Below are 18,634 nucleotides of genomic sequence, written 5' to 3' on the forward strand. Positions count from 1 at the left end.
CGGCGGAGGCGAGAACACGATGCGCGATTACTTGATGCTTTTGCTGGGCACCGCGTTGGTCAACAACGTGGTGCTGGTCAAGTTCCTGGGGCTGTGTCCCTTCATGGGCGTGTCGAAGAAGCTGGATTCGGCGCTCGGCATGGGTTTGGCGACCACCTTCGTGCTCACGCTGACCGCCGTGGCCAGTTGGCTCCTGGAGCACTACCTGCTGGCCCCCCTCGACATCGGCTTCCTCAGGATTCTGTCGTTCATCCTGGTGATCGCCGCCGTGGTTCAGTTCACCGAAATGGTCGTTCGCAAGACCAGCCCGGTGCTTTATCAAGTCCTCGGCATTTTTCTGCCGCTCATCACGACCAACTGCGCCGTGCTGGGAGTGGCCCTTCTGAACATCCAGCAGGAATACGATTTCCTGCACAGCGCCCTATTCGGATTCGGTTCCGCCCTGGGATTCACCCTGGTCATGGTCATCTTCGCCGGCATTCGGGAGCGCCTGGCCCTCATGAGCGTTCCGGAAGCTTTCGCCGGCGTGCCGATCGCTTTCATCTCCGCCGGGATTCTGTCCCTGGCATTCATGGGATTCGCAGGACTCAACACACATTAGGCCAGCTTATGTACATCCTATTCGCCGTACTCAGTCTTACCGCTTTAGGACTTGCTCTGGGCTTCATGCTGGGCGCCGCCGCTCGCTACTTCAAGGTCGAAGACAACCCGCTGGTCGACGAGATCGAAAAGATGATGCCGGGCTCGCAATGCGGCCAATGCGGCTATCCCGGCTGCCGGCCGGCGGCGGAAGCCCTGGTGGCCGGCAAGGCATCCGCCACCCTGTGCCCGCCCGGCGGAAAAGCCTTGGCCGAACAATTGGCGAGCAAGCTCTCGCTGGACATCGATCTGGCCGGCGTGGAAGACCAGGTTCCCATGGTGGCGAGAGTCAGCGAAGCGACCTGCATCGGCTGCACCCGCTGCTTCAAGGTGTGCCCTACGGACGCCATCGTGGGAGCGCCCAAGCAGATTCATGCCGTGGTCGCCGATGCCTGCATCGCCTGCGGAAAGTGCGTGGAGGTCTGCCCGACCGAATGTCTCGGGATGCAGCCCATCAAAACCACCTTGCGTAACTGGCGCTGGGCCAAACCCGATCTCGCTGCCGCGGGAGCCTGAAAATGGTCGTACTGGACATCAATGCGCTATGGCGCCGACGCAGCAAAATCCGGGGCGGTGTCCATCCGGAACCGCGCAAGGAATCGACCGCCGATAAACCCATAGTCACCGATTTTCCTTTGCCGGAACGGCTTTACCTGCCGCTGCAGCAACACTTGGGGCAACCTGCGGAACCGGTGGTCCGGGCGGGCGACAAGGTGCTGAAAGGGCAATTGCTCGCGGCGAGCCGGGGTGCGGTCTCGGCCTCGGTGCATGCCTCGACTTCCGGAACCGTGGCCGGCATCGAAGAATATCCGGCGCCGCATCCTTCGGGACTCCCGACCCCGACCATCGTTCTCGAACCGGACGGGGAGGATCGCTGGATCGAGGGGGCTGGCGAAGCCGATCCGTTCAGTCTGACACCCGAGGAACTCTGCGCCCGCGTCGACCAGGCCGGCATCGTCGGCCTGGGAGGAGCCGCCTTCCCGTCGGCGATGAAGCTGAACCTCGGATGGCGGACCCGGATCAACACGCTCATCATCAACGGCGGCGAGTGCGAACCGTATCTGACCTGCGACGATCGGCTGATGCGGGAGCGCGCCGCGGAGATCGTCGAGGGCGTCCGGATCATGCTGCACGGGTTGCAATGCCCGACCGCCCTGATCGCGATCGAGGACAACAAGCCGGAAGCGTATGCCGCCATGCTCGATGCGGCGAAAAAACACGGCCGCATCGAGGTCGTTCAGGTGCCGTCCCTGTATCCCATGGGCTGGGAAAAGAATCTCGTCACCCATCTGACCGGCAAGGAAGTGCCCGCGGGGGGGCGTCCCACCGACGTGGGCGTGCTGCTGCACAACGTCGCGACCGCTTATGCGGTGCAACGGGCCGTTCGTTACGGACGGCCGCTGATCAGCCGGGTGGTTACGGTGAGTGGAGAAGCGGTGGAGGCGCCGCGCAACGTGGAGGCGCCGCTCGGCACGCTGTTGTCCGAGCTGCTCGCCTTCTGCGGGCACAAGCCCGAACGGACGGCCCGCTATGTGATGGGCGGGCCGATGATGGGCGATCATCTGCCTCACGTTCAAGTGCCCTTGGTCAAGCGCACCAGCGGCATCCTGGCGCTGACGCCCGAAGAAATCCAGGCTGCGGACGCCAGGCCCTGCATCCGCTGCGGGCGCTGCGTCTCGGCTTGTCCGGTCGGATTGCTGCCGCTGGAAATGATGACCCGCATCCGCGCCGGCCAGCTGGACGCCGCAGTGAGTTTCGGGCTTAGGGACTGCATCAGCTGTAGTTCATGTTCCTATGTCTGTCCGTCGCGAATTCCCCTGGTGCACTACTTCAAATATGCGAGCGGGGAATTGATGGCGCGCCAACAGGCGCAGCAGAAAACCGAACAGACCAATCGCCTGGCCGAGGAGAAGCGGCGGCGGCTGGAAAGGGCCAAACAAGCGGCTGCTGCGCGCAAGGCGCAGGCTTCCGCCAAGGAGGATGCGTCATGAGCAAGGTTTACCTGCCCGTCGCGCCGTTAACCGGCGCCGACCATCCGGTGCAAGCCATCATGGCGCAGGTGGTATTGGCGCTGGTGCCGGCTACCGCTTTCGGCCTGTTTCTATTCGGCTGGCCGGCCCTTTATCTATTTTTGACGACTGTCTTGTCAGCGGTGCTGTTCGAAGCCGTTTGCCTGAAGTTGGCAGGCAAACCGGCTTCGCTTTTTTTGTTGGACGGTTCCGCACTGTTGACCGGGTGGTTGCTGGCTTTGAGCCTTCCGCCCTGGGCGCCCTGGTGGATAGGCGTGACCGGAGCGGGTCTCGCCATCATCGTCGGCAAGCAGATCTACGGCGGCATCGGCCAAAATCTGTTCAATCCGGCGATGCTCGCGCGTGTCGCCCTGCTGGTGTCGTTTCCCCTGGAAATGACGACCTGGGCCCAGCCGGCGCCTCTATTCTCCGGGCAGGCCCCCGGCCTGCTCCAGGCATTGGGAATCACCTTTGGCGGTGCCGGCATCGATGGTTTCGCCAGTGCGACCGTCATAGGCCATGCCAAGACCGAATTGTCTCAAGGCAAAACGCTAGTCGAGGCGTTTGCGAACGGACAGTTCGGCCTGGCTGGAGCATGGCTGGGCTGGATTCCCGGCAGCCTTGGCGAAACCTCGGCCCTGCTGGTGGCGGTCGGCGGCGTATGGCTGCTCCGGAAGCGGATCATCACCTGGCACATCCCGGTTTCCTTGCTGGCCACCGTCGCCGCTCTCGCAACCGTCTTCCACCTCATCGACGGCGATCGTTATCTCGGCCCGCTGTGGCACCTCGGAGCCGGCGGCGTGATGCTGGCCGCGTTCTTTATCGCAACCGATTACGTCACCTCGCCCGGCAGCCCAAAAGGGCAGCTGATTTTCGGTGCCGGCTGCGGGCTCTTGATCTTCGTCATCCGTACTTGGGGCGGGTTTCCCGAGGGCGTGGGCTTCGCCGTGCTGTTGATGAACGCGTTGACCCCGGTGATCGACTATTACGTCCGGCCCCGCATCTACGGGCGCGATTACAAGGGCAAGCCCTTGAAATTGCCGGAGGGTAAAGAATGATCGCCTTGAATAAAGAGACGCTTCTGCAATTTGCACTCCTGCGATGGCAAAGACTGCGCCGAAACTTCGATGATCTGGATGCGCTTCGGCAGCGTTTGGACTATCAGACCTATTTGCTGGCCGTTTGCGCCCTGGCTGCCAGTCTGCTCTTAGGGATAGGCGATCTGGTCACCAAAGAGGCGATCGCGGAGCGCCAGGCCGAAGATCTCCGGGCGACGCTGGGACAGGTGCTGCCGGAAGCGCTTTACGATAACGACGTGCTTGCAAGCCTGCGGGTGATTCCGTCTGCGGGAGAAGGGACCGGCCTTGATCGAACCGAGGTTTTCGTCGCCAAAAAAGGCGGCGAAGTCAGCGCCGTGGCGTTCAAGATGCTGGCTACCGGCGGCTATGCCGGCGACCTTACCCTGATGGTGGGCGTGGACCGCGACGGAAAAATCCTGGGCGTTCGGGTTATCTCGCATGCCGAGACGCCGGGCTTGGGCGATAAGGTCGAAACCTCCAAGTCCGGCTGGATTCTGGGGTTTAACGGCCGATCCCTGAGCAATACGTCCCCGCAAGGCTGGCGGGTCAAAAAGGACGGCGGCGACTTCGACCAATTCGCCGGCGCCACCATTACGCCGCGGGCGGTGGTCAAGGGCGTCGAAGGCGGGCTCAAATTCTTCGAGCGCCACCGCCAGGAGCTTTTAACGGCAACCGAGTAGCGGAGGAAAGCCGTCATGTCCGAATCCTTGAGCAGAATCGCCAAAGAAGGTTTGTGGAGCAACAACATCGTCTTCAGCCAGAGCATCGCTTTGTGCCCGCTCCTGGCGGTCACCGGCACGACCACCAACGGGCTCGGCATGGGGCTCGCCACGACCGCCGTTCTGATGGTATGCAATCTGTTGATTTCTTACGGCCGGCTGCTCATACCGTCGGAAATCCGAATTCCCGTCTTCGTGGCTCTGATCGCCATGGTCGTCACCCTGGTGGACATGCTGATGAACGCCTGGCTGCATGAATTGCACAAAGTGCTGGGGCTCTTTATTCCGCTGATCGTGACCAACTGCGCCATTCTCGGCCGGGCGGAAGCGTATGCTTCGCGCAAGCCGCCGGTTTACGCCCTGTTCGACGGGCTCATGATGGGGCTTGGGTTTACGCTGGCTCTGGTCGTCCTGGGCGCGGCTCGGGAAGTTAGCGGCTCGGGAACGCTGTTCGCCAATGCTTCCCTGCTGTTGGGGCAGGGGTTCGCCTGGCTGGAAACCACGCTGATCCCGGAGTATCGCGGATTCCTGCTGATGGCCTTGCCGCCGGGCGGTTTCCTGATGCTGGGTTTTATTCTTGCCGGAAAAAGATTGCTGGATAAGCGTTTGGCGCGCAGGCCGCTGCGAAACGCGGCGATCGAACAGCCTTTGGCCGAAAACGTCTAATTGGGTGAAGAGATATGCACGTCGGTGTATGTTACGCGGAAGCGGATCGCCAGGTATGGATGCGGCTGGAGGTCCCGGACAACAGCGTGGTGGAAGAAGCGATCCGCCGCTCGGGCATCTTGGAGTGCTTCCCGGAAATCGATCTGACCAGGCAAAAGGTCGGTATATTCGGCAAGCTGGTGAAGCTGGACAGTCCGATCAACGATGGAGACCGCATCGAAATTTACCGTCCCATCACGGCCGATCCGAAAACCGTCAAGCGTCGCCGCACCGCAAGCGATGACGACGATGACGATTGAGCGCGCCGCGCTTGGGCTACTTTTTCAATAACAATACAAACGGAGAACTTTCCCCGTGAAAGGCGACAGCAAGGTTATCGAATATCTCAACAAAGTCCTCACCAACGAATTGACCGCGATCAACCAGTATTTCCTGCACGCGCGGATGTTCAAGAACTGGGGGCTGCATAAACTCAACGAGAAGGAGTACCACGAATCCATCGACGAGATGAAGCATGCCGATCAGGTGATCGAACGCGTGCTATTCCTCGAAGGCCTGCCGAACCTCCAGGATTTGGGCAAGCTCAAGGTCGGCGAGCATACCGTGGAAATGCTGGAATGCGACTTGGCCCTGGAAATGGACGCCATTCCGCTGTTGCGCGAGGCCATCGCCTATTGCGAGCAGGTCAACGATTACGTGAGCCGTGAACTCCTCGAACACATTCTCGAAAGCGAGGAAGAACATGTCGACTGGCTGGAAACGCAATTGGGTCTGATCGCCAAGATCGGCATCCAGAATTACGAGCAGTCGATGATGTAAACGCTATCGCATGCGAAAGGCGAACTCGGGCGGTCGTTGACCGCCTTTTTTTTGTCCGCTTTTAAACAAATTCCCATGAATGTTGGCTGCTTTGTATTTGTCCGGACATTCCCATACCGGCTGGCATGAATCTATCCACTTGAATATAAAGGCGTATATGGATGGTACGCGGATTGCACTGTAAACCATCGGTACTAGGTTCAACGGATGTTTCGGCTCTGACGGTCAAGCCGCACGATGAGGAAGTGCCGCTATGCCCGCACTGAGACGGAACAGCGCGAATAGACAGACAGGAGCAAGCCATGCAGACAGTGCAGCATCAATCGGGTGCCGAGGGCGTCGACACGCACGCCGGAGCGGACGTAGACGAAATCATGCAAAAGGTCGCCGAGCATAAAGGCTGCGGGACCTCGGGAGGATCCGGGAAAGCCAGTTGCGGTTCCGGTGCGGGCGAAAACGACCTGCCGCCCGAAATCTGGGAGAAGGTCAAAAACCATCCCTGTTACAGCGAGGAGGCCCACCACCATTACGCGCGCATGCACGTGGCGGTGGCTCCGGCCTGCAATATCCAATGCAATTACTGCAATCGAAAATACGATTGCGCCAATGAAAGCCGTCCGGGCGTGGTGAGCGAGAAACTCACTCCGGAACAGGCCGCGAAGAAGGTTCTGGCGGTGGCGTCCACCATTCCCCAGATGACCGTGCTCGGCATCGCCGGTCCCGGCGATCCTCTCGCCAATCCGGAAAAGACCTTCAAAACCTTCGAACTGATAGCCAAAACGGCGCCGGACATCAAGCTGTGCGTGTCCACCAACGGCCTGGCGCTGCCCGACCACGTGGAGCAGCTTTCCAAGTACAACATCGATCACGTCACCATCACCATCAACATGATCGACCCGGAAGTCGGGGCCAAGATCTATCCCTGGATCTACTACAAGAAAAAGCGCTATCACGGCGTCGAAGCGGCCAAGATCCTGACCGATCGGCAATTGCAAGGGCTCGAGATGCTGACCGAGCGCGGCATCCTGTCCAAGATCAATTCGGTGATGATCCCGGGCATCAATGACCAGCACCTGGTCGAAGTCAACAAAGCCGTCAAATCGCGCGGCGCGTTCCTGCACAACATCATGCCGCTCATCTCGGCGCCCGAGCACGGCACGGTGTTCGGCCTGACCGGTCAGCGCGGCCCCACGGCCCAGGAGCTCAAGGCGCTGCAGGACAGCTGCGAGGGCGAGATGAACATGATGCGCCACTGCCGCCAGTGCCGAGCCGACGCGGTGGGGCTGCTGGGCGAGGACCGCAGCGCCGAGTTCACCACCGACAAGATCATGGAAATGGAAGTCAGTTATGACCTCGAATCCCGCAAGGCCTATCAGGCGGCGGTGGAGAAGGAGCGTGACGCGGTGGTCGCGGCCAAGAAAGCCGAGATGGAATCCCTGGCGGGCGAGCATTCCGACATCAAGATGCTCATCGCCGTGGCCACCAAGGGGGGCGGCAAGGTCAACGAGCATTTCGGACACGCCAAGGAGTTCCAGGTCTACGAGCTCTCGACCGCGGGCGCCAAATTCGTCGGCCACCGCCGCGTCGATCTTTACTGCCAGGGCGGCTATGGCGAGGAAGATTCTCTCGCGACCATCATCCGCGCCATCAACGACTGCCACGCGGTATTCGTGGCCAAGATCGGCGGCTGTCCGAAGAACGATCTGAAGGCGGCCGGCATCGATCCCGTCGATCAATTCGCGGGCGAGTTCATCGAGCAATCCGCGATCGCCTACTTCAAGGATTATTTGGACAAGGTGAAAAGCGGCGAAGTCGAGCACGTGGAACGCGGCGACGCGCAAATCCGCCAGGGTGCGCTGACCTCCGCGGAAGCGGCTTAGAGCTACCGTTTTCCGGTATTCACCCGCCTTTCGGGACGGCTAGTCCCGGAAGGCGGCCCCACCACTGACAGAGGAGTAAACACATGGCCTACAAGATCGTGAAAGACAACTGCACCGGTTGTTCCGCTTGCGAGCCCGAATGCCCGAACCAGGCGATTTCCGAGACGAAGGACGGTCTTTTCGTCATCGACCCCGCCAAGTGCACCGAGTGCATCGGGCATCACGACGAAGCGCAATGCGTCGCCGTCTGCCCCATCGACGACACTTGCATCATCGACGACAACTATCCCCGTTACCAAGCGGCCTAGGTGGATACCATGGATCTGACTATTACCCCGACTGCGGAAAAGTTCATCCGGCGCATGGTGCGCTTCGGCGGCGTCGGTGAAGACGCTGGGTTTCGCCTGTCGGTGAGCCCCGGCGGCTGCTCCGGCCTGGCATCGGAATTCAGCGTGGAAGCCGAGCCCAAGGCGGGCGACGCCGTGGTCGTAGTTAACGGCCTCAAACTGTTCCTGCCGGCGGAAAGCCGTTTGCTGCTGGAGGGCGTCACCATCGACTTTTCCGAGACGCCGACGTCCAGCGGATTCGTGTTCCACAACCCCAATTCGACGGGTTGCGGCACTTGCAGCAGCAGTAGTTCGGCGGGCGCAGCGACGGTGTCGGTGTCCTCCATCCAGGTCAAGAGCAGTCATTGACGGACGGTTGCGCCGACATGCAGAACAGTTTCGCGCAAGCACAATCCTCAGAGGCGCCATCGCTCATGCCGGATGCTTCGGACTTCGGACTTGGTATAGATGCCGCCGCGGCAGCCTGCCTGGGCTCGGGATTGCCCGAAGAGGCCGAGCGGCATCTGCGCCAGGCCGGGCTTAGCTACCACCGGGACGAGGAAGCGCTTGCGCACCTGCAAGCCGCCTGGCAGGCGGCACCTGGCCACGCCGCCGTGTATATCGGCCTGTACCGGTTCTATTTTTACAAGAACCGGTTGCAGGAGGCCCTGGACGTTGCCCGCGACTGTCTGAAGAAAGCCGCTCTCGACAACGGCTTGCCGGAAGACTGGCGTGCAGCGAAAGCGACGGACGCCGATTTCGGCAGCTTTGACGCGATTCTGCCCCGATTCTTCCTGTTTACCCTTAAGGGTTACGGTTATCTGAATCTGCGATTGGGACAGATTGAGGAAGGGCGGGCCGCCGTCGAGAAACTGGTCGAACTCGACCCGGGCGACAAGCTCGGCGGCAAGGTGCTGCTGGATGTCCTTGAGAGGCAAGCCAATGGGGACGACGACTGAAATCGACGAAGCCCGCGACTGGCACGGCAATCTGCTGGACTGCTCCGGATGCGAGCGCCTTGCGGAATCGGCGAATGGGCGGTGCCGATTGGGCCACGCTTGCGTGCATGACCGTTACGCCCGCCGTATCGACCGGTTCTTCCGGTGGAATCCGCATCTCGCCAAGGAGTATCTGGAGCACCCGTATTTCGAGACGCGGGCCGTGGCGGCGAAATACGTGGAGGTGTTTCAGTTGCCGCGCCTGATCGCGGACCCGGACGAAACCGTGCGGCAGAGCGTAGCGCAGCGCCTGCCGCTTCGCTCCCGGCATCTGAAGGCGCTCGGCCGGGACCCGCATCGGGAGGTGCGCATCCGGGTGGCGGAACGCCTGGAGCTTAGTGATCTCGCCTCGATGATCGACGATCCCGACTACTACGTCAGGCAGATCGTAGCCCGGCGTCTTCCGCCGAGCATGCTGGTTCGGATGCTGCACGATCCGGATCGGGAAGTGCGCAAGGTCGTGGCGCGGCGCGCAGGCGCCGAATGGCTGCACACGATGGCGAAAGACCCGGAACTGGACGTGCGGCTGGAAGCGATTAGACGCATGGATGCCGGTCAACTGAAACATTATCGGGACGACCCCGACTGGCGCGTGCGCTACGAGGTCGCCAGCCGGCTGGATCTCGCCGAGCTCGCGCCGATGCGCGGCGATTCCGACGCCACGGTGCGGGACTTGGTCGAGCAGCGCCTCGCCGGGCGGCACGATGCCGATGTTCTACCGGAAGCTTGTTAAACCACAATCACTCATCGAGGAGCGATATGGCTACCACTATTGTACGCGACAGCGATGTCAACGAATTGAACGATCCGCCGCGCTTCAAGTTCGGCGAAAAGGTGAAGTCGAAAAAGGTGGTCCGGAACGACGGCACGTTTAACGGCCGCGATATCGGCGAGGTCCTGGTCAAGAAAGGTGAGGTGGGATACATCAAGAGCATCAACACCTTCCTTCAACAGTTTTACATCTACGCCGTGGATTTTCCGGAACGGGGTTACGCGGTGGGCATGAAGGGCCGCGAAATCGAATCCCTGGACAATCCGCCGCCCCCGAAAACCGTTCCGGTTCCCGAAGGAGGGGAGACGGCATGATCGAGCCACGCACACCGATTTATCAATGGGGACAGAAGGTCTGGGCGGAAACGGATCTCTTCAACGACGGCACTTATCCTGATCGCGAGCCGGGGGCCTTGCTGGTGGCAGCGGGCAGCGAAGGCGAGATCGTGCAGGTGGGATTCCACGAGGAAGCGAAAATTCCCGTGTACCTGGTCGAGTTTCCGAACGGCTGCGTCGTGGGCTGCTTAGAAGAGGAGCTTCGATCCGACCAAGCCAGAGGGCAGGTGGCCGGGATTCTGTAGAAGGCATACGCATTGCGCTGGTTCCCGACTTCTGGTTGGGAACCGGATCTTTAGGAAGCTCCGGCTTCCTGTGTCGCGAAGCGGGAGCTTCTCGAGGCCGCGTTCCCGAGCGGGAGCTTGGGAACGAGCGAGAGCGAACGGACGGAACATGGACGGAAAGAGTTGTGCGGAGGTCTTGATCCGATGAACGGCAATCTTGCGGTATCCAATTTGATGTCCGTGTGTCCTCATCCCAACGAGGTGGATCGGAAGCGTATCGACCGCGCGCTCGGGAAGCGCAAGCGCTACCGCTACGTGACTCCGGTGGTCCGTCCGATCGAGGCCGGATATGAAATCGTCAGCCCGTGCTGCTCGCGGAACATCGATCCCGATGGCGGGGTGATCGATATCGCCCGGCTGGAATTTCAGGATAGTTCGCGGTGCTGGAGGCTGTACCGCAAGGATCACAAGGCGGGCCTATGGATCGAGCACGGCGAATACCACGCCTTGTCTCAGATTCTCGAACTTTTGAACGAAGACCCGGATAGGCAGTTCTGGCAATGAGCGACCCAATCATTTATCTGGACAACAACGCCACCACGGCGGTAGCGCCGGAGTGCGCCGACGCGATGGCCCGCTGTCTCAGGGAGAGTTACGGCAATCCGTCCAGCAAGCACCGGGCCGGCGAAGCGGCCAAGGTCGAGAGCATCGCCGGCCGCGCCAAAGTGGCGGCGCTCCTGGGCGCCACGCCGCCGGAAATCGTCTTTACCAGCGGCGGCACCGAGGCCAATCACCAGGCTGTTCTGGGAGCGCTCGCCCTGTCGCCGGGGCGGCGCCACATCGTCACCAGCCGGGTGGAACATCCGTCAACGCTGGCCCTATTGCGCCATCTCGAATCCCAGGGCGTGCGGGTGACCTATTTGCCGGTGGACGGACAGGGGCGGCTCGATCTCGGAGAACTCGAACGCGCCCTGACCGAGGATACGGCCCTGGTTTCGCTGATGTGGGCCAATAACGAGACCGGCGTCCTGTTCCCCGTCGAGGAAGCCGTGGCGATAGCCCAGGCCAGGGGCGCGCTGTTTCATACCGACGCGGTTCAGGCGGTCGGCAAGACGCCCATCGATTTAGCCCGAGTTCCGGTGGATTTCCTGTCCTTTTCGGGCCACAAGATTCATGCACCCAAAGGCATTGGCGTGCTGTTCGTGCGCAAGGGCCGAAAGCTTCCGCCGCTTTTGTTCGGACACCAGGAGCGCGGGCGCCGCGGCAGCACCGAGAACGTGCCGGGGATCGTCGCCCTCGGGGTGGCGGCCGAATTGGCCGCAGCCGCTCCGGCAAACTCCGGGTCCCGGATCGGGGCTTTGCGCGATCGTCTCGAGGCGGAACTGCTGGCGCGTATTCCCGGTGCCTTCGTTAACGGCGGCGGCGCCGAGCGGGTGGCGAACACCACCAGCCTGTGCCTGGGAACGATCGAGGCCGAGCCGGTTCTCGACAAGCTCGACCGGGCTGGAATCTGCGCCTCGGCCGGAGCGGCCTGCACCGCCTCCGGAACCGAACCCTCGCACGTGTTGACCGCCATGGGCTTGGCCCCGGAAGCCTCGCTGGCCACGATCCGCTTCTCCTTGAGCCGCTATACCACGGCAGAGGAAATCGACCGGATCATAGCGGTGCTTCCGGAAATCGTCCGAATGTTCGAGGCGGAGGCCGCATGACTCCTAAGAGCACCGGCCTTTGTCTCCCCTCACAGCGTGAGAAAGGGCAAGACGTAGGATGCGCTGAGGTACGAAGCGCCCTTCGACTAGGCTCAGGACAGGCCCTTCGACTGAGCTCAGGACAGGCATCAATCGCGAACGATGCGGTTCACTTCGTTCAGCACATCCTACTAGCTGGAGGACGTCGCAGATGCCCCGAAACGACAAAACATTGATTTTTTGAAACCAACTGGAGTACCGCATGAAGGTCATGATCAGAAGAAATTCCGCCGGCGAGCTGTCCGTTTACGTTCCGAAAAAAGACCTGGAGGAACCCATCGTTTCCCAGGAAAAGCCGGAACTGTGGGGCGGAATGGTGACGCTGGCGAACGGCTGGGAGCTGTCGCTGCCGGCCATGGCCGCCGATACCGCGCTGCCGATCACGGTCGACGCGCGTCGGGTGAGCGGGGACTGACCATGGCGCTCAGTAACGAGGCGCTCGGGGAAATCCGGATGCTTCTGGAAGGCGAGGCGCCCGCCGCCGAACGCTGTGCGAGCGTGCGCAAGAATTTTCCGGGGCTGTCGCTGACACGTTGCGACGCCAGCGACATGAGTTCCGAAACTCCGACATTCGAAACTCCCGAGTTCTGCGTTTACCTGATAGACACCTCGGAACACTGCGTACGCATTACCGGCGATCCGGCCGCGGCAACCGGTCTGATCGTCGCCCAGAAACGGTAGTTATCGACCATGAAAAACTCACCTACCATCTTGCTCTCGGACCCCGACATCAGCCTGTCCGAACTCGAAGCCGTGGAAGAGGTCCTGAAATCGCCGCGGCTGAGCGCGGGGCCCACGGTCGAAGCTTTCGAAGAGGCTTTCGCCCAATATCTCGGGCGCAAACACGCCGTGGCGGTGAGCAGCGCCACCATCGGCCTGATGCTGGCGCTCAAGGCCTACGGCATAGGTCCGGGGGACGAAGTCATCGCGTCCGCGTTCGGTTTCCGCGAAACCGTTCACGGCATCGCGCTGGCCGGGGCGACGCCGATCTTTGCCGACATCGATTATTGGTCGGGGACGCTGGTTCCCGAAAAGGCCGCGGCGGGAATCACGTCGAAAACCCGCGCCATAGTCGCCGGCAATACCAACGGCCATCCGGCGATGTGGCCGGCGTTCCGTGAATTGGCCACGAAACACGGCCTGCTGCTCATCGAAGATTCCAGCGAGGCGATCGGTTCGCGTTACCAGGGGAAGCTGGTGGGCAGCTTCGGGGACTGTTCGGTGTTCGATTTGTCCCAGCCGTCGCCGCTGACCTGCGGCGAGGGCGGCATGGTGGTGACCGACGACGGCGATTTGGCCGCTCGGCTGCGGAGCTTCCGAGGCCGCCGCCTCGACGAACGGCATTCGGTGGTACTGGGCGAAACGCCGCCGTATCGGGCGGAACTCAGCGAACTCGGCGCCGCTCTCGGGCTGGTGCAGCTCAAGCGTCTTCCGGGAATCCTGGAGCGCCGGAAAGAGATCGAAGCCTATTACAACGCCCACATGCAATCCTTCGAGGGCATCAAGCCGCCGTATCTCGCTCCGGACGTGGACGAGGCGCACTGGTTTCTCTACCTGGTCCATCTCGGCACCCGTTTTTCCCGTTCCAGCCGGGACGCCATCATTCACGATTTGGCAACCGAGCAGATCGAGGCCGTGGCCTATTGCCGGCCACTGCATCAGCAGCGTTTTTACGGAAACCTGGGCTATCGCAAGGGCGATTTCTTCGTCACCGAGAAGCTGGCGGACCGCGCCGTTGCGCTGCCTTTCCACAACCATATCACGGAGGACCAGGTGGGCTTCATCGTCAAGACCGCCAAGGACGCCTCGATCAATATCGGGGCGGGATCGGCCATTTACCTCTGACGCCGCTCCGAAACCATGTCGGGCTTTTTGCGGACCGAAAAGAGGCGGAATGCAAAAGCCTGGGTGACCGTACTGCCTTCGGGCAAGACGGTGCAGGTGGCGAGAGGCGCCAATTTGCTCGAGGCCATCGCGGCGGCGGGCGAGGCTGTCGCCCACCGTTGCGGTGGACGGGCCCGCTGCGGCGAGTGCCATGTGCTCGTGCGGCAGGGCTGGCGCGGCTTATCCAAGGTGCGCCAGGCAGAACGCGATCGGCTCACGCAGCTTTGCGGAGCCGAATCGCTGTCCAGGCTGGCTTGTCAGGCCGCCCTGGGCGTTCATAACAAAGTAATAATCGAACTTATAAACCATTAACCAGAGGATCATTGTTATGGATACCAAAGAAGCTGTCGCTACTCCTTCTGAACCCCAATCGGCCGTCGTCGCGTCCGGCGCGACGCTCAATGCCGAGCAGCGGACGGAATGCGTCATTCACCTGCGTTTCTTTCCGGACGGCACCGTGGCCGAAATCGGCGAGCGTCCGTCAGGGGTGGAGCCGCACGACTGGTACAAATACCTGTGCAACAACACCCAGAACAGTTACCAGGCCTTGTCCGGCGGACGCGGGCTGTTCCGCCTGCTGCGCACCGAGGTGGACGCCTTGAAGGCCTCTTGCGCCGCGGGGATGACATCATGAGCACGCCGTTTCCGAGTCAATTGGCAGAAGATTTGGCGGCGGGACGGGTCATTCCGTATCTCGGCCCGGAGATTCTGAGTCTGGCGCCCGGCGGCGCGATTCCGAGTTCGCCGGAGGCCTTGGTGGAACTGATTACGGCCAAGGTCACCGTGCCCCACAAGATCCGGAAGAATCTTACCGCCGCCAGTCAATACATCGAGAATTTCAAGCATCGGAAGACGCTGGTCGGACTTTTGCAGGAAGCCTTTCGGAGCCCGCCGGAACCGACCGTTCTGCACGGTTTCCTGGCGAATCTCCCGAACCCGCTGCCCTTGATCGTCGACGTCTGGTACGACGCCAGCATGGCGGCGGCCCTGGCTTCGCGCCGCGATTTCGGGCAAGTGCAGGGCGTGAGCCGCGCGGAGCACCTGGGAGACTGGGTTCACTATTTCCATGCCGACGACACAAAGGCGGAGCCGGGGGAAGCCGCGGGATGGGCGACCCTGCTCTACAAGCCGCTGGGTTCCATCGCGCCTGCGTCCAACTTCATCATCTCGGATTCCGACTACGTGGAAGTTCTCACCGAAATCGATATCCAGACGCCGATTCCGGACCGGGTAAAGGAAATTAGGACGGGCCGCAGCTTCCTGTTCCTGGGCTGCCGTTTCCGCAACCAGCTGGAGCGCAATTATGCGCGGCAGATCATGAAGCGTTCCAGCGACCGGCATTTCGCGGTGCTGGAAGGCGATCTCACCCGCAACGAGGCGCGGTTCCTCGCGGAACAGGGCATCGAACGGATCGACATGCCCTTGGCCGAGTTCGTCGCCGGGCTCACCGGAACGCCGGCGGAGTCCCGCAGGGCCGTGGCCTAATCCGAATCTCGTAGGCAGCGGCGTACGGAGGTTAGGGAGGCGTCGGCGGTTCCGTAGGTCGGAAATCCTTTTCCGACGCAAGGCGCGGATCAACCGCTTTGTCGGCAAGGGATTGCCGACCTACGAACCGCATGGCTCGGGAGAGATCGTTTATACCTTTGAGATGAATCGCGGAGGCAACGGCTCATGACTACGAATCGCGGCGCCCGTCTTCGGGCGCTTTTGGAACAGGCCTTCGAGCCGGTTCACCTGGAAATCGTCGACGACAGCCGGTCCCACGCCGGCCATGCCCATGAGGGTGGCGGCCACTTTTTCGTGACCGTGTGTTCCCGCCGTTTCGAGGGCCGTTCGACGCTGGAGCGCCATCGACTGGTTTATTCGGCGGTGAGCGAAATGATGCCGGGCGACATCCATGCCCTGAGCATCACTGCCTTGACGCCAACGGAGCAGGCGGCTTAGCACGAGGTTCATAAACGGCTTTTTGGGGATAAGCAGAGAATGAAGCTTCAGATCGAGCGGCCTTACATCGAAGCGATGGTCGAAGAGTTCCCGGATTTGGCGCACTTGAAGGAACAATTGCGTTTCGGCAATCGCGTCGAGGTGCCGTTCAGGCAACTGTCGAGCCCTGCGCTCGCGTTTTTAGGGAATCTTTACCGGCAGGCGGGGCCGGAGATGCAGGCCAAGGCCGCGCAACTCGCCACCTTGCAGCAGGCCATGAACGACGACGGAGTGCGCTTCGAAGCCGAAGACCTCGAGATGGTGCTGCCTGCGATTGCCCGCTACTTGGCGGCGGATGCCATCCGCGGCTGGCTGTTCACCGCGAGCGTGGCCGGCCGACCCCTGCCTTACGTCATCACGCGGCTCGACTACACCCCGACCTCGAACGACGAGATCGGGAAAGTCTTCATCGAGCTGAAAGCCAATGCCAAAGGGGCAATCGCCACCCAAACCATCCGAATCATGCCGAGCGACATCGCCGGCAAGACGGTGGCCGAGATTTTCGCCGCCAAGGGGTTCCTCAAGGAAACGCCCGAACTCATCCGCAATTACGACGAGACCGCGGAGCGTTACTTCGATTGGCGTGCCCGTTACGGCGCTCAGTTTTCCGGAAAAGGCACCGGTTTCTACGCGGAGGACCCGACGGCTTCGCACCGGGATACCGATTGGTCCCGTAAGGACGTTGTGGTGCTCTCGTCCGGCGGCGGCAGCGCGCGCCTGGTCAACGATGAGGGCATCCTGAGCTCGCGCGCGCTGACCCTGGATGCGCCCGGGGATATTCTGGGGCCTTATCTGCGCAAGGCGGCCAAGAGCAATCACTATGAGGCCGAGGACGAGGTCCGGGAGTCTCAGGACGCCATGCCCAAGGGACTGTTCACCCAGTTGCCGGTGCATTTCTACATCCTCATGTTCCACCTTGACCTGCACCATTATCTCTGGGTGCACGTGGACGACATCACACCCTACGAGTATCAGCCGGCCCTGAAGCAAAAGCTGATTCTGCCGGAGGAACAGACCGATCTCATCGACATCCTGACCGCCGAGATGGATGTCCTGATGGACGATATCGTCGCCGGCAAGTCCGGAGGCACGACCGTGCTGTGCGCCGGTCCTCCCGGCGTCGGCAAGACTTTGACCGCGGAGGTCTATTCCGAAATCATCCAGCGGCCGCTGTACCGGGTGCATTCCGGTCAGCTGGGGCTGAATGTCGCTGCCATGGAAACGGCGCTCAAGGACGTTCTGACCCGTGCCCAGCGCTGGGGTGCGGTGATGCTTATCGACGAGGCGGACGTCTACATCAAGCGGCGCGACGACAACATCACCATGAATGCCGTGGTCGGAGTGTTTCTGAGGGTGCTCGAATATTTCAACGGCCTGTTGTTTCTCACCACCAACCGGGTGGACGACATCGACGAGGCCATCGTGTCGCGCTGTATCGCGCTGATCAAGTTCTACCCGCCGGATCGGGAAAATCGGATCAAGATCTGGAAAGTGATGACCGAACAGTTCGCGTTGGAGGTCGCCCCGCCGCTGATCGACGAGCTGGCGGATCTGTTTCCGGCAGCCACCGGGCGTGACATCAAGGGACTGGCCAAGCTGGTGGCGAAATACTGTCAGCAGAAGCGGGTGCCGCCGTCCCTGGAAGTTTTCAAGCGCTGCTCGATTTTCCGGGGGATGGACTTGGGTCTGGCTGCATAGCGTTTCCCGCAGAGCGGTACACGGAAGCCATTCGGCGGAATACGCTTCGCTATTCCGCCCTACGGATGAGCCTTGATGGCCTCGAAGGTGCTCGCCATTTCGTCGAGGCTGATTTCGGTCGCCAAAGCGTCGGCGAAGACGTCGTCGCCCGCCGTCCAGCGTTCCTGGAGCTTGCCGTCGGCCAAGGCCATGGAGACCGCCTGGTTGAGCTCGTAGGCGCCGAACGCGTAGCCGGCATCCCGAAGCGCCGATTGCATCGCGTGCTGAACCAGGCTGCGGACGGTCATGTGCGGGGCGGAGAAGGGGATGTCGCCGGCGCGTCCGGCCGCGGCCTCGACACAAGCGCGCTTGTCGTAGGAGGCATGGCCTCGGCAGGCGAGTGGCCGTACCGGGTAAATGACGCAGACGCCGTTGGCAATGAAGGGACACCGGCGCCTGAGAGCCACCCGTTGCTCTTCGCTCAAGCCTCGGGTTACGCGATCGGCATCGGCTAGGCGCTGCTCGAGATCGACTTCGGCGCGTTTCAGCGCGTCGGAGGCCCAACGAACGTAACGCGCGATCAGCAGAATTTCGGGCGCCGTCGCCGTGACGCGGAGCGTGCAGCAGGTGGAGCATCCCTTGTGGCAGGCCAAGGGGGGCAGTCCCTCGGACTGAATTTCGACATTGCCTTCGAAACTGCTGAAGGCCTGTTCCAAGAGTCCGTCGATCAGGTCTTCGCGACCGCGCCGGGCGGCGAGGGTTTCGGTAAAGGCTTGGTGCTGCGCCTTGAAGAAGGCCAGAGGACCGGATTCATCCGGCATCGTTTCTTCCGACATGGGTGATTTTGTCATGTGTGAAAGTGCGCATATTGCGATC

At 61.5% G+C, this 18,634-nt stretch carries 26 protein-coding genes; 25 read left to right on the forward strand and 1 reads right to left on the reverse strand.

Features of this window, described 5'->3' with window-relative positions; translation table 11 throughout:
* Positions 1 to 19 precede the first annotated feature (19 nt).
* The 25 genes from rsxA (at position 20) to B2A78_RS06230 (ending at position 17,779) form a co-directional block, all read left to right on the forward strand.
* Entirely contained in the window at positions 20 to 601 is a 582-nt protein-coding gene (rsxA, locus tag B2A78_RS06110) for an electron transport complex subunit RsxA (RefSeq protein WP_077729022.1), read from the forward strand.
* An 8-nt stretch (positions 602 to 609) separates the two neighbouring features.
* A complete protein-coding gene (gene rsxB, locus B2A78_RS06115) occupies positions 610 to 1,155 on the forward strand; it encodes an electron transport complex subunit RsxB (RefSeq protein ID WP_077729023.1) in 546 nt (181 codons plus the stop codon).
* A gap of 2 nt (positions 1,156 to 1,157) precedes the next feature.
* Entirely contained in the window at positions 1,158 to 2,630 is a 1,473-nt protein-coding gene (rsxC, locus tag B2A78_RS06120) for an electron transport complex subunit RsxC (protein WP_077729024.1), read from the forward strand.
* Positions 2,627 to 3,706, forward strand: a complete 1,080-nt coding sequence (locus B2A78_RS06125) for an RnfABCDGE type electron transport complex subunit D (RefSeq protein WP_077729025.1) — start codon at positions 2,627 to 2,629, stop codon at positions 3,704 to 3,706. The genes rsxC and B2A78_RS06125 overlap by 4 nt, the downstream gene beginning before the upstream one ends.
* Positions 3,703 to 4,407: an electron transport complex subunit RsxG gene (rsxG, locus tag B2A78_RS06130; RefSeq protein ID WP_077729026.1), complete on the forward strand. Its 705-nt coding sequence runs from the start codon at positions 3,703 to 3,705 to the stop codon at positions 4,405 to 4,407. The genes B2A78_RS06125 and rsxG overlap by 4 nt, the downstream gene beginning before the upstream one ends.
* Positions 4,408 to 4,422: 15 nt before the next feature.
* Positions 4,423 to 5,112, forward strand: coding sequence for an electron transport complex subunit E (locus B2A78_RS06135; protein WP_077729027.1), 690 nt, complete (start codon positions 4,423 to 4,425; stop codon positions 5,110 to 5,112).
* A 14-nt stretch (positions 5,113 to 5,126) separates the two neighbouring features.
* Positions 5,127 to 5,411: an RnfH family protein gene (locus B2A78_RS06140; protein ID WP_077729028.1), complete on the forward strand. Its 285-nt coding sequence runs from the start codon at positions 5,127 to 5,129 to the stop codon at positions 5,409 to 5,411.
* A gap of 55 nt (positions 5,412 to 5,466) precedes the next feature.
* A complete protein-coding gene (gene bfr / locus B2A78_RS06145; RefSeq protein WP_077729029.1) occupies positions 5,467 to 5,931 on the forward strand; it encodes a bacterioferritin in 465 nt (154 codons plus the stop codon).
* A 302-nt stretch (positions 5,932 to 6,233) separates the two neighbouring features.
* Positions 6,234 to 7,811 (forward strand): nitrogenase cofactor biosynthesis protein NifB, encoded by a 1,578-nt coding sequence (nifB, locus tag B2A78_RS06150; protein ID WP_205780683.1) that lies wholly within the window; start codon positions 6,234 to 6,236, stop codon positions 7,809 to 7,811.
* A gap of 83 nt (positions 7,812 to 7,894) precedes the next feature.
* Positions 7,895 to 8,119: a 4Fe-4S binding protein gene (locus B2A78_RS06155; protein ID WP_077729030.1), complete on the forward strand. Its 225-nt coding sequence runs from the start codon at positions 7,895 to 7,897 to the stop codon at positions 8,117 to 8,119.
* A gap of 9 nt (positions 8,120 to 8,128) precedes the next feature.
* A complete protein-coding gene (locus B2A78_RS06160) occupies positions 8,129 to 8,506 on the forward strand; it encodes an iron-sulfur cluster assembly accessory protein (protein WP_077729031.1) in 378 nt (125 codons plus the stop codon).
* Between the two features lie 17 nt (positions 8,507 to 8,523).
* A complete protein-coding gene (locus B2A78_RS06165) occupies positions 8,524 to 9,096 on the forward strand; it encodes a tetratricopeptide repeat protein (protein WP_240502427.1) in 573 nt (190 codons plus the stop codon).
* Positions 9,080 to 9,868: a 4Fe4S-binding leucine-rich repeat protein gene (locus tag B2A78_RS06170; RefSeq protein WP_077729032.1), complete on the forward strand. Its 789-nt coding sequence runs from the start codon at positions 9,080 to 9,082 to the stop codon at positions 9,866 to 9,868. Before B2A78_RS06165 ends, B2A78_RS06170 begins: the two co-directional genes overlap by 17 nt.
* A 26-nt stretch (positions 9,869 to 9,894) precedes the next feature.
* Positions 9,895 to 10,221 carry a nitrogen fixation protein NifZ gene (locus tag B2A78_RS06175; RefSeq protein ID WP_077729033.1) on the forward strand — a complete coding sequence of 109 codons (327 nt, stop codon included), beginning with the start codon at positions 9,895 to 9,897 and terminating at the stop codon, positions 10,219 to 10,221.
* Positions 10,218 to 10,487: a nitrogen fixation protein NifZ gene (locus B2A78_RS06180; protein WP_077729034.1), complete on the forward strand. Its 270-nt coding sequence runs from the start codon at positions 10,218 to 10,220 to the stop codon at positions 10,485 to 10,487. Before B2A78_RS06175 ends, B2A78_RS06180 begins: the two co-directional genes overlap by 4 nt.
* A gap of 183 nt (positions 10,488 to 10,670) precedes the next feature.
* On the forward strand, positions 10,671 to 11,030 hold the full coding sequence (locus B2A78_RS06185; RefSeq protein WP_077729035.1) for a DUF3024 domain-containing protein: 360 nt from the start codon (positions 10,671 to 10,673) through the stop codon (positions 11,028 to 11,030).
* Positions 11,027 to 12,175: an aminotransferase class V-fold PLP-dependent enzyme gene (locus B2A78_RS06190; protein ID WP_077729036.1), complete on the forward strand. Its 1,149-nt coding sequence runs from the start codon at positions 11,027 to 11,029 to the stop codon at positions 12,173 to 12,175. The genes B2A78_RS06185 and B2A78_RS06190 overlap by 4 nt, the downstream gene beginning before the upstream one ends.
* 241 nt (positions 12,176 to 12,416) lie before the next feature.
* Positions 12,417 to 12,629 carry a putative nitrogen fixation protein NifT gene (gene nifT / locus B2A78_RS06195; RefSeq protein ID WP_077729037.1) on the forward strand — a complete coding sequence of 71 codons (213 nt, stop codon included), beginning with the start codon at positions 12,417 to 12,419 and terminating at the stop codon, positions 12,627 to 12,629.
* Between the two features lie 2 nt (positions 12,630 to 12,631).
* Complete coding sequence (locus B2A78_RS06200) at positions 12,632 to 12,895, forward strand: hypothetical protein (protein WP_077729038.1); 264 nt, start codon at positions 12,632 to 12,634, stop codon at positions 12,893 to 12,895.
* Positions 12,896 to 12,904: 9 nt separating this feature from the next.
* Positions 12,905 to 14,059 (forward strand): DegT/DnrJ/EryC1/StrS family aminotransferase, encoded by a 1,155-nt coding sequence (locus tag B2A78_RS06205; protein WP_077729039.1) that lies wholly within the window; start codon positions 12,905 to 12,907, stop codon positions 14,057 to 14,059.
* Positions 14,060 to 14,122: 63 nt separating this feature from the next.
* The gene (locus B2A78_RS06210; protein WP_240502428.1) at positions 14,123 to 14,410 is read left to right on the forward strand and encodes a 2Fe-2S iron-sulfur cluster-binding protein; all 288 of its coding nucleotides are present in this window, start codon (positions 14,123 to 14,125) and stop codon (positions 14,408 to 14,410) included.
* Between the two features lie 16 nt (positions 14,411 to 14,426).
* A complete protein-coding gene (locus tag B2A78_RS06215; RefSeq protein WP_240502429.1) occupies positions 14,427 to 14,732 on the forward strand; it encodes a hypothetical protein in 306 nt (101 codons plus the stop codon).
* On the forward strand, positions 14,729 to 15,583 hold the full coding sequence (locus B2A78_RS06220) for an SIR2 family protein (protein WP_077729041.1): 855 nt from the start codon (positions 14,729 to 14,731) through the stop codon (positions 15,581 to 15,583). The genes B2A78_RS06215 and B2A78_RS06220 overlap by 4 nt, the downstream gene beginning before the upstream one ends.
* A 186-nt stretch (positions 15,584 to 15,769) precedes the next feature.
* Positions 15,770 to 16,042, forward strand: a complete 273-nt coding sequence (locus tag B2A78_RS06225) for a BolA family protein (protein WP_077729042.1) — start codon at positions 15,770 to 15,772, stop codon at positions 16,040 to 16,042.
* Between the two features lie 39 nt (positions 16,043 to 16,081).
* Positions 16,082 to 17,779 (forward strand): ATP-binding protein, encoded by a 1,698-nt coding sequence (locus B2A78_RS06230; RefSeq protein ID WP_077729043.1) that lies wholly within the window; start codon positions 16,082 to 16,084, stop codon positions 17,777 to 17,779.
* Positions 17,780 to 17,838: 59 nt separating this feature from the next.
* On the opposite strand, the gene B2A78_RS06235 is transcribed toward B2A78_RS06230, so the two are convergent.
* Positions 17,839 to 18,594 (reverse strand): YkgJ family cysteine cluster protein, encoded by a 756-nt coding sequence (locus tag B2A78_RS06235; RefSeq protein ID WP_205780684.1) that lies wholly within the window; start codon positions 18,592 to 18,594, stop codon positions 17,839 to 17,841.
* Positions 18,595 to 18,634 lie beyond the last annotated feature (40 nt).

This window comes from Methylocaldum sp. 14B, from assembly GCF_002005105.1.
Taxonomy (GTDB): domain Bacteria; phylum Pseudomonadota; class Gammaproteobacteria; order Methylococcales; family Methylococcaceae; genus Methylocaldum.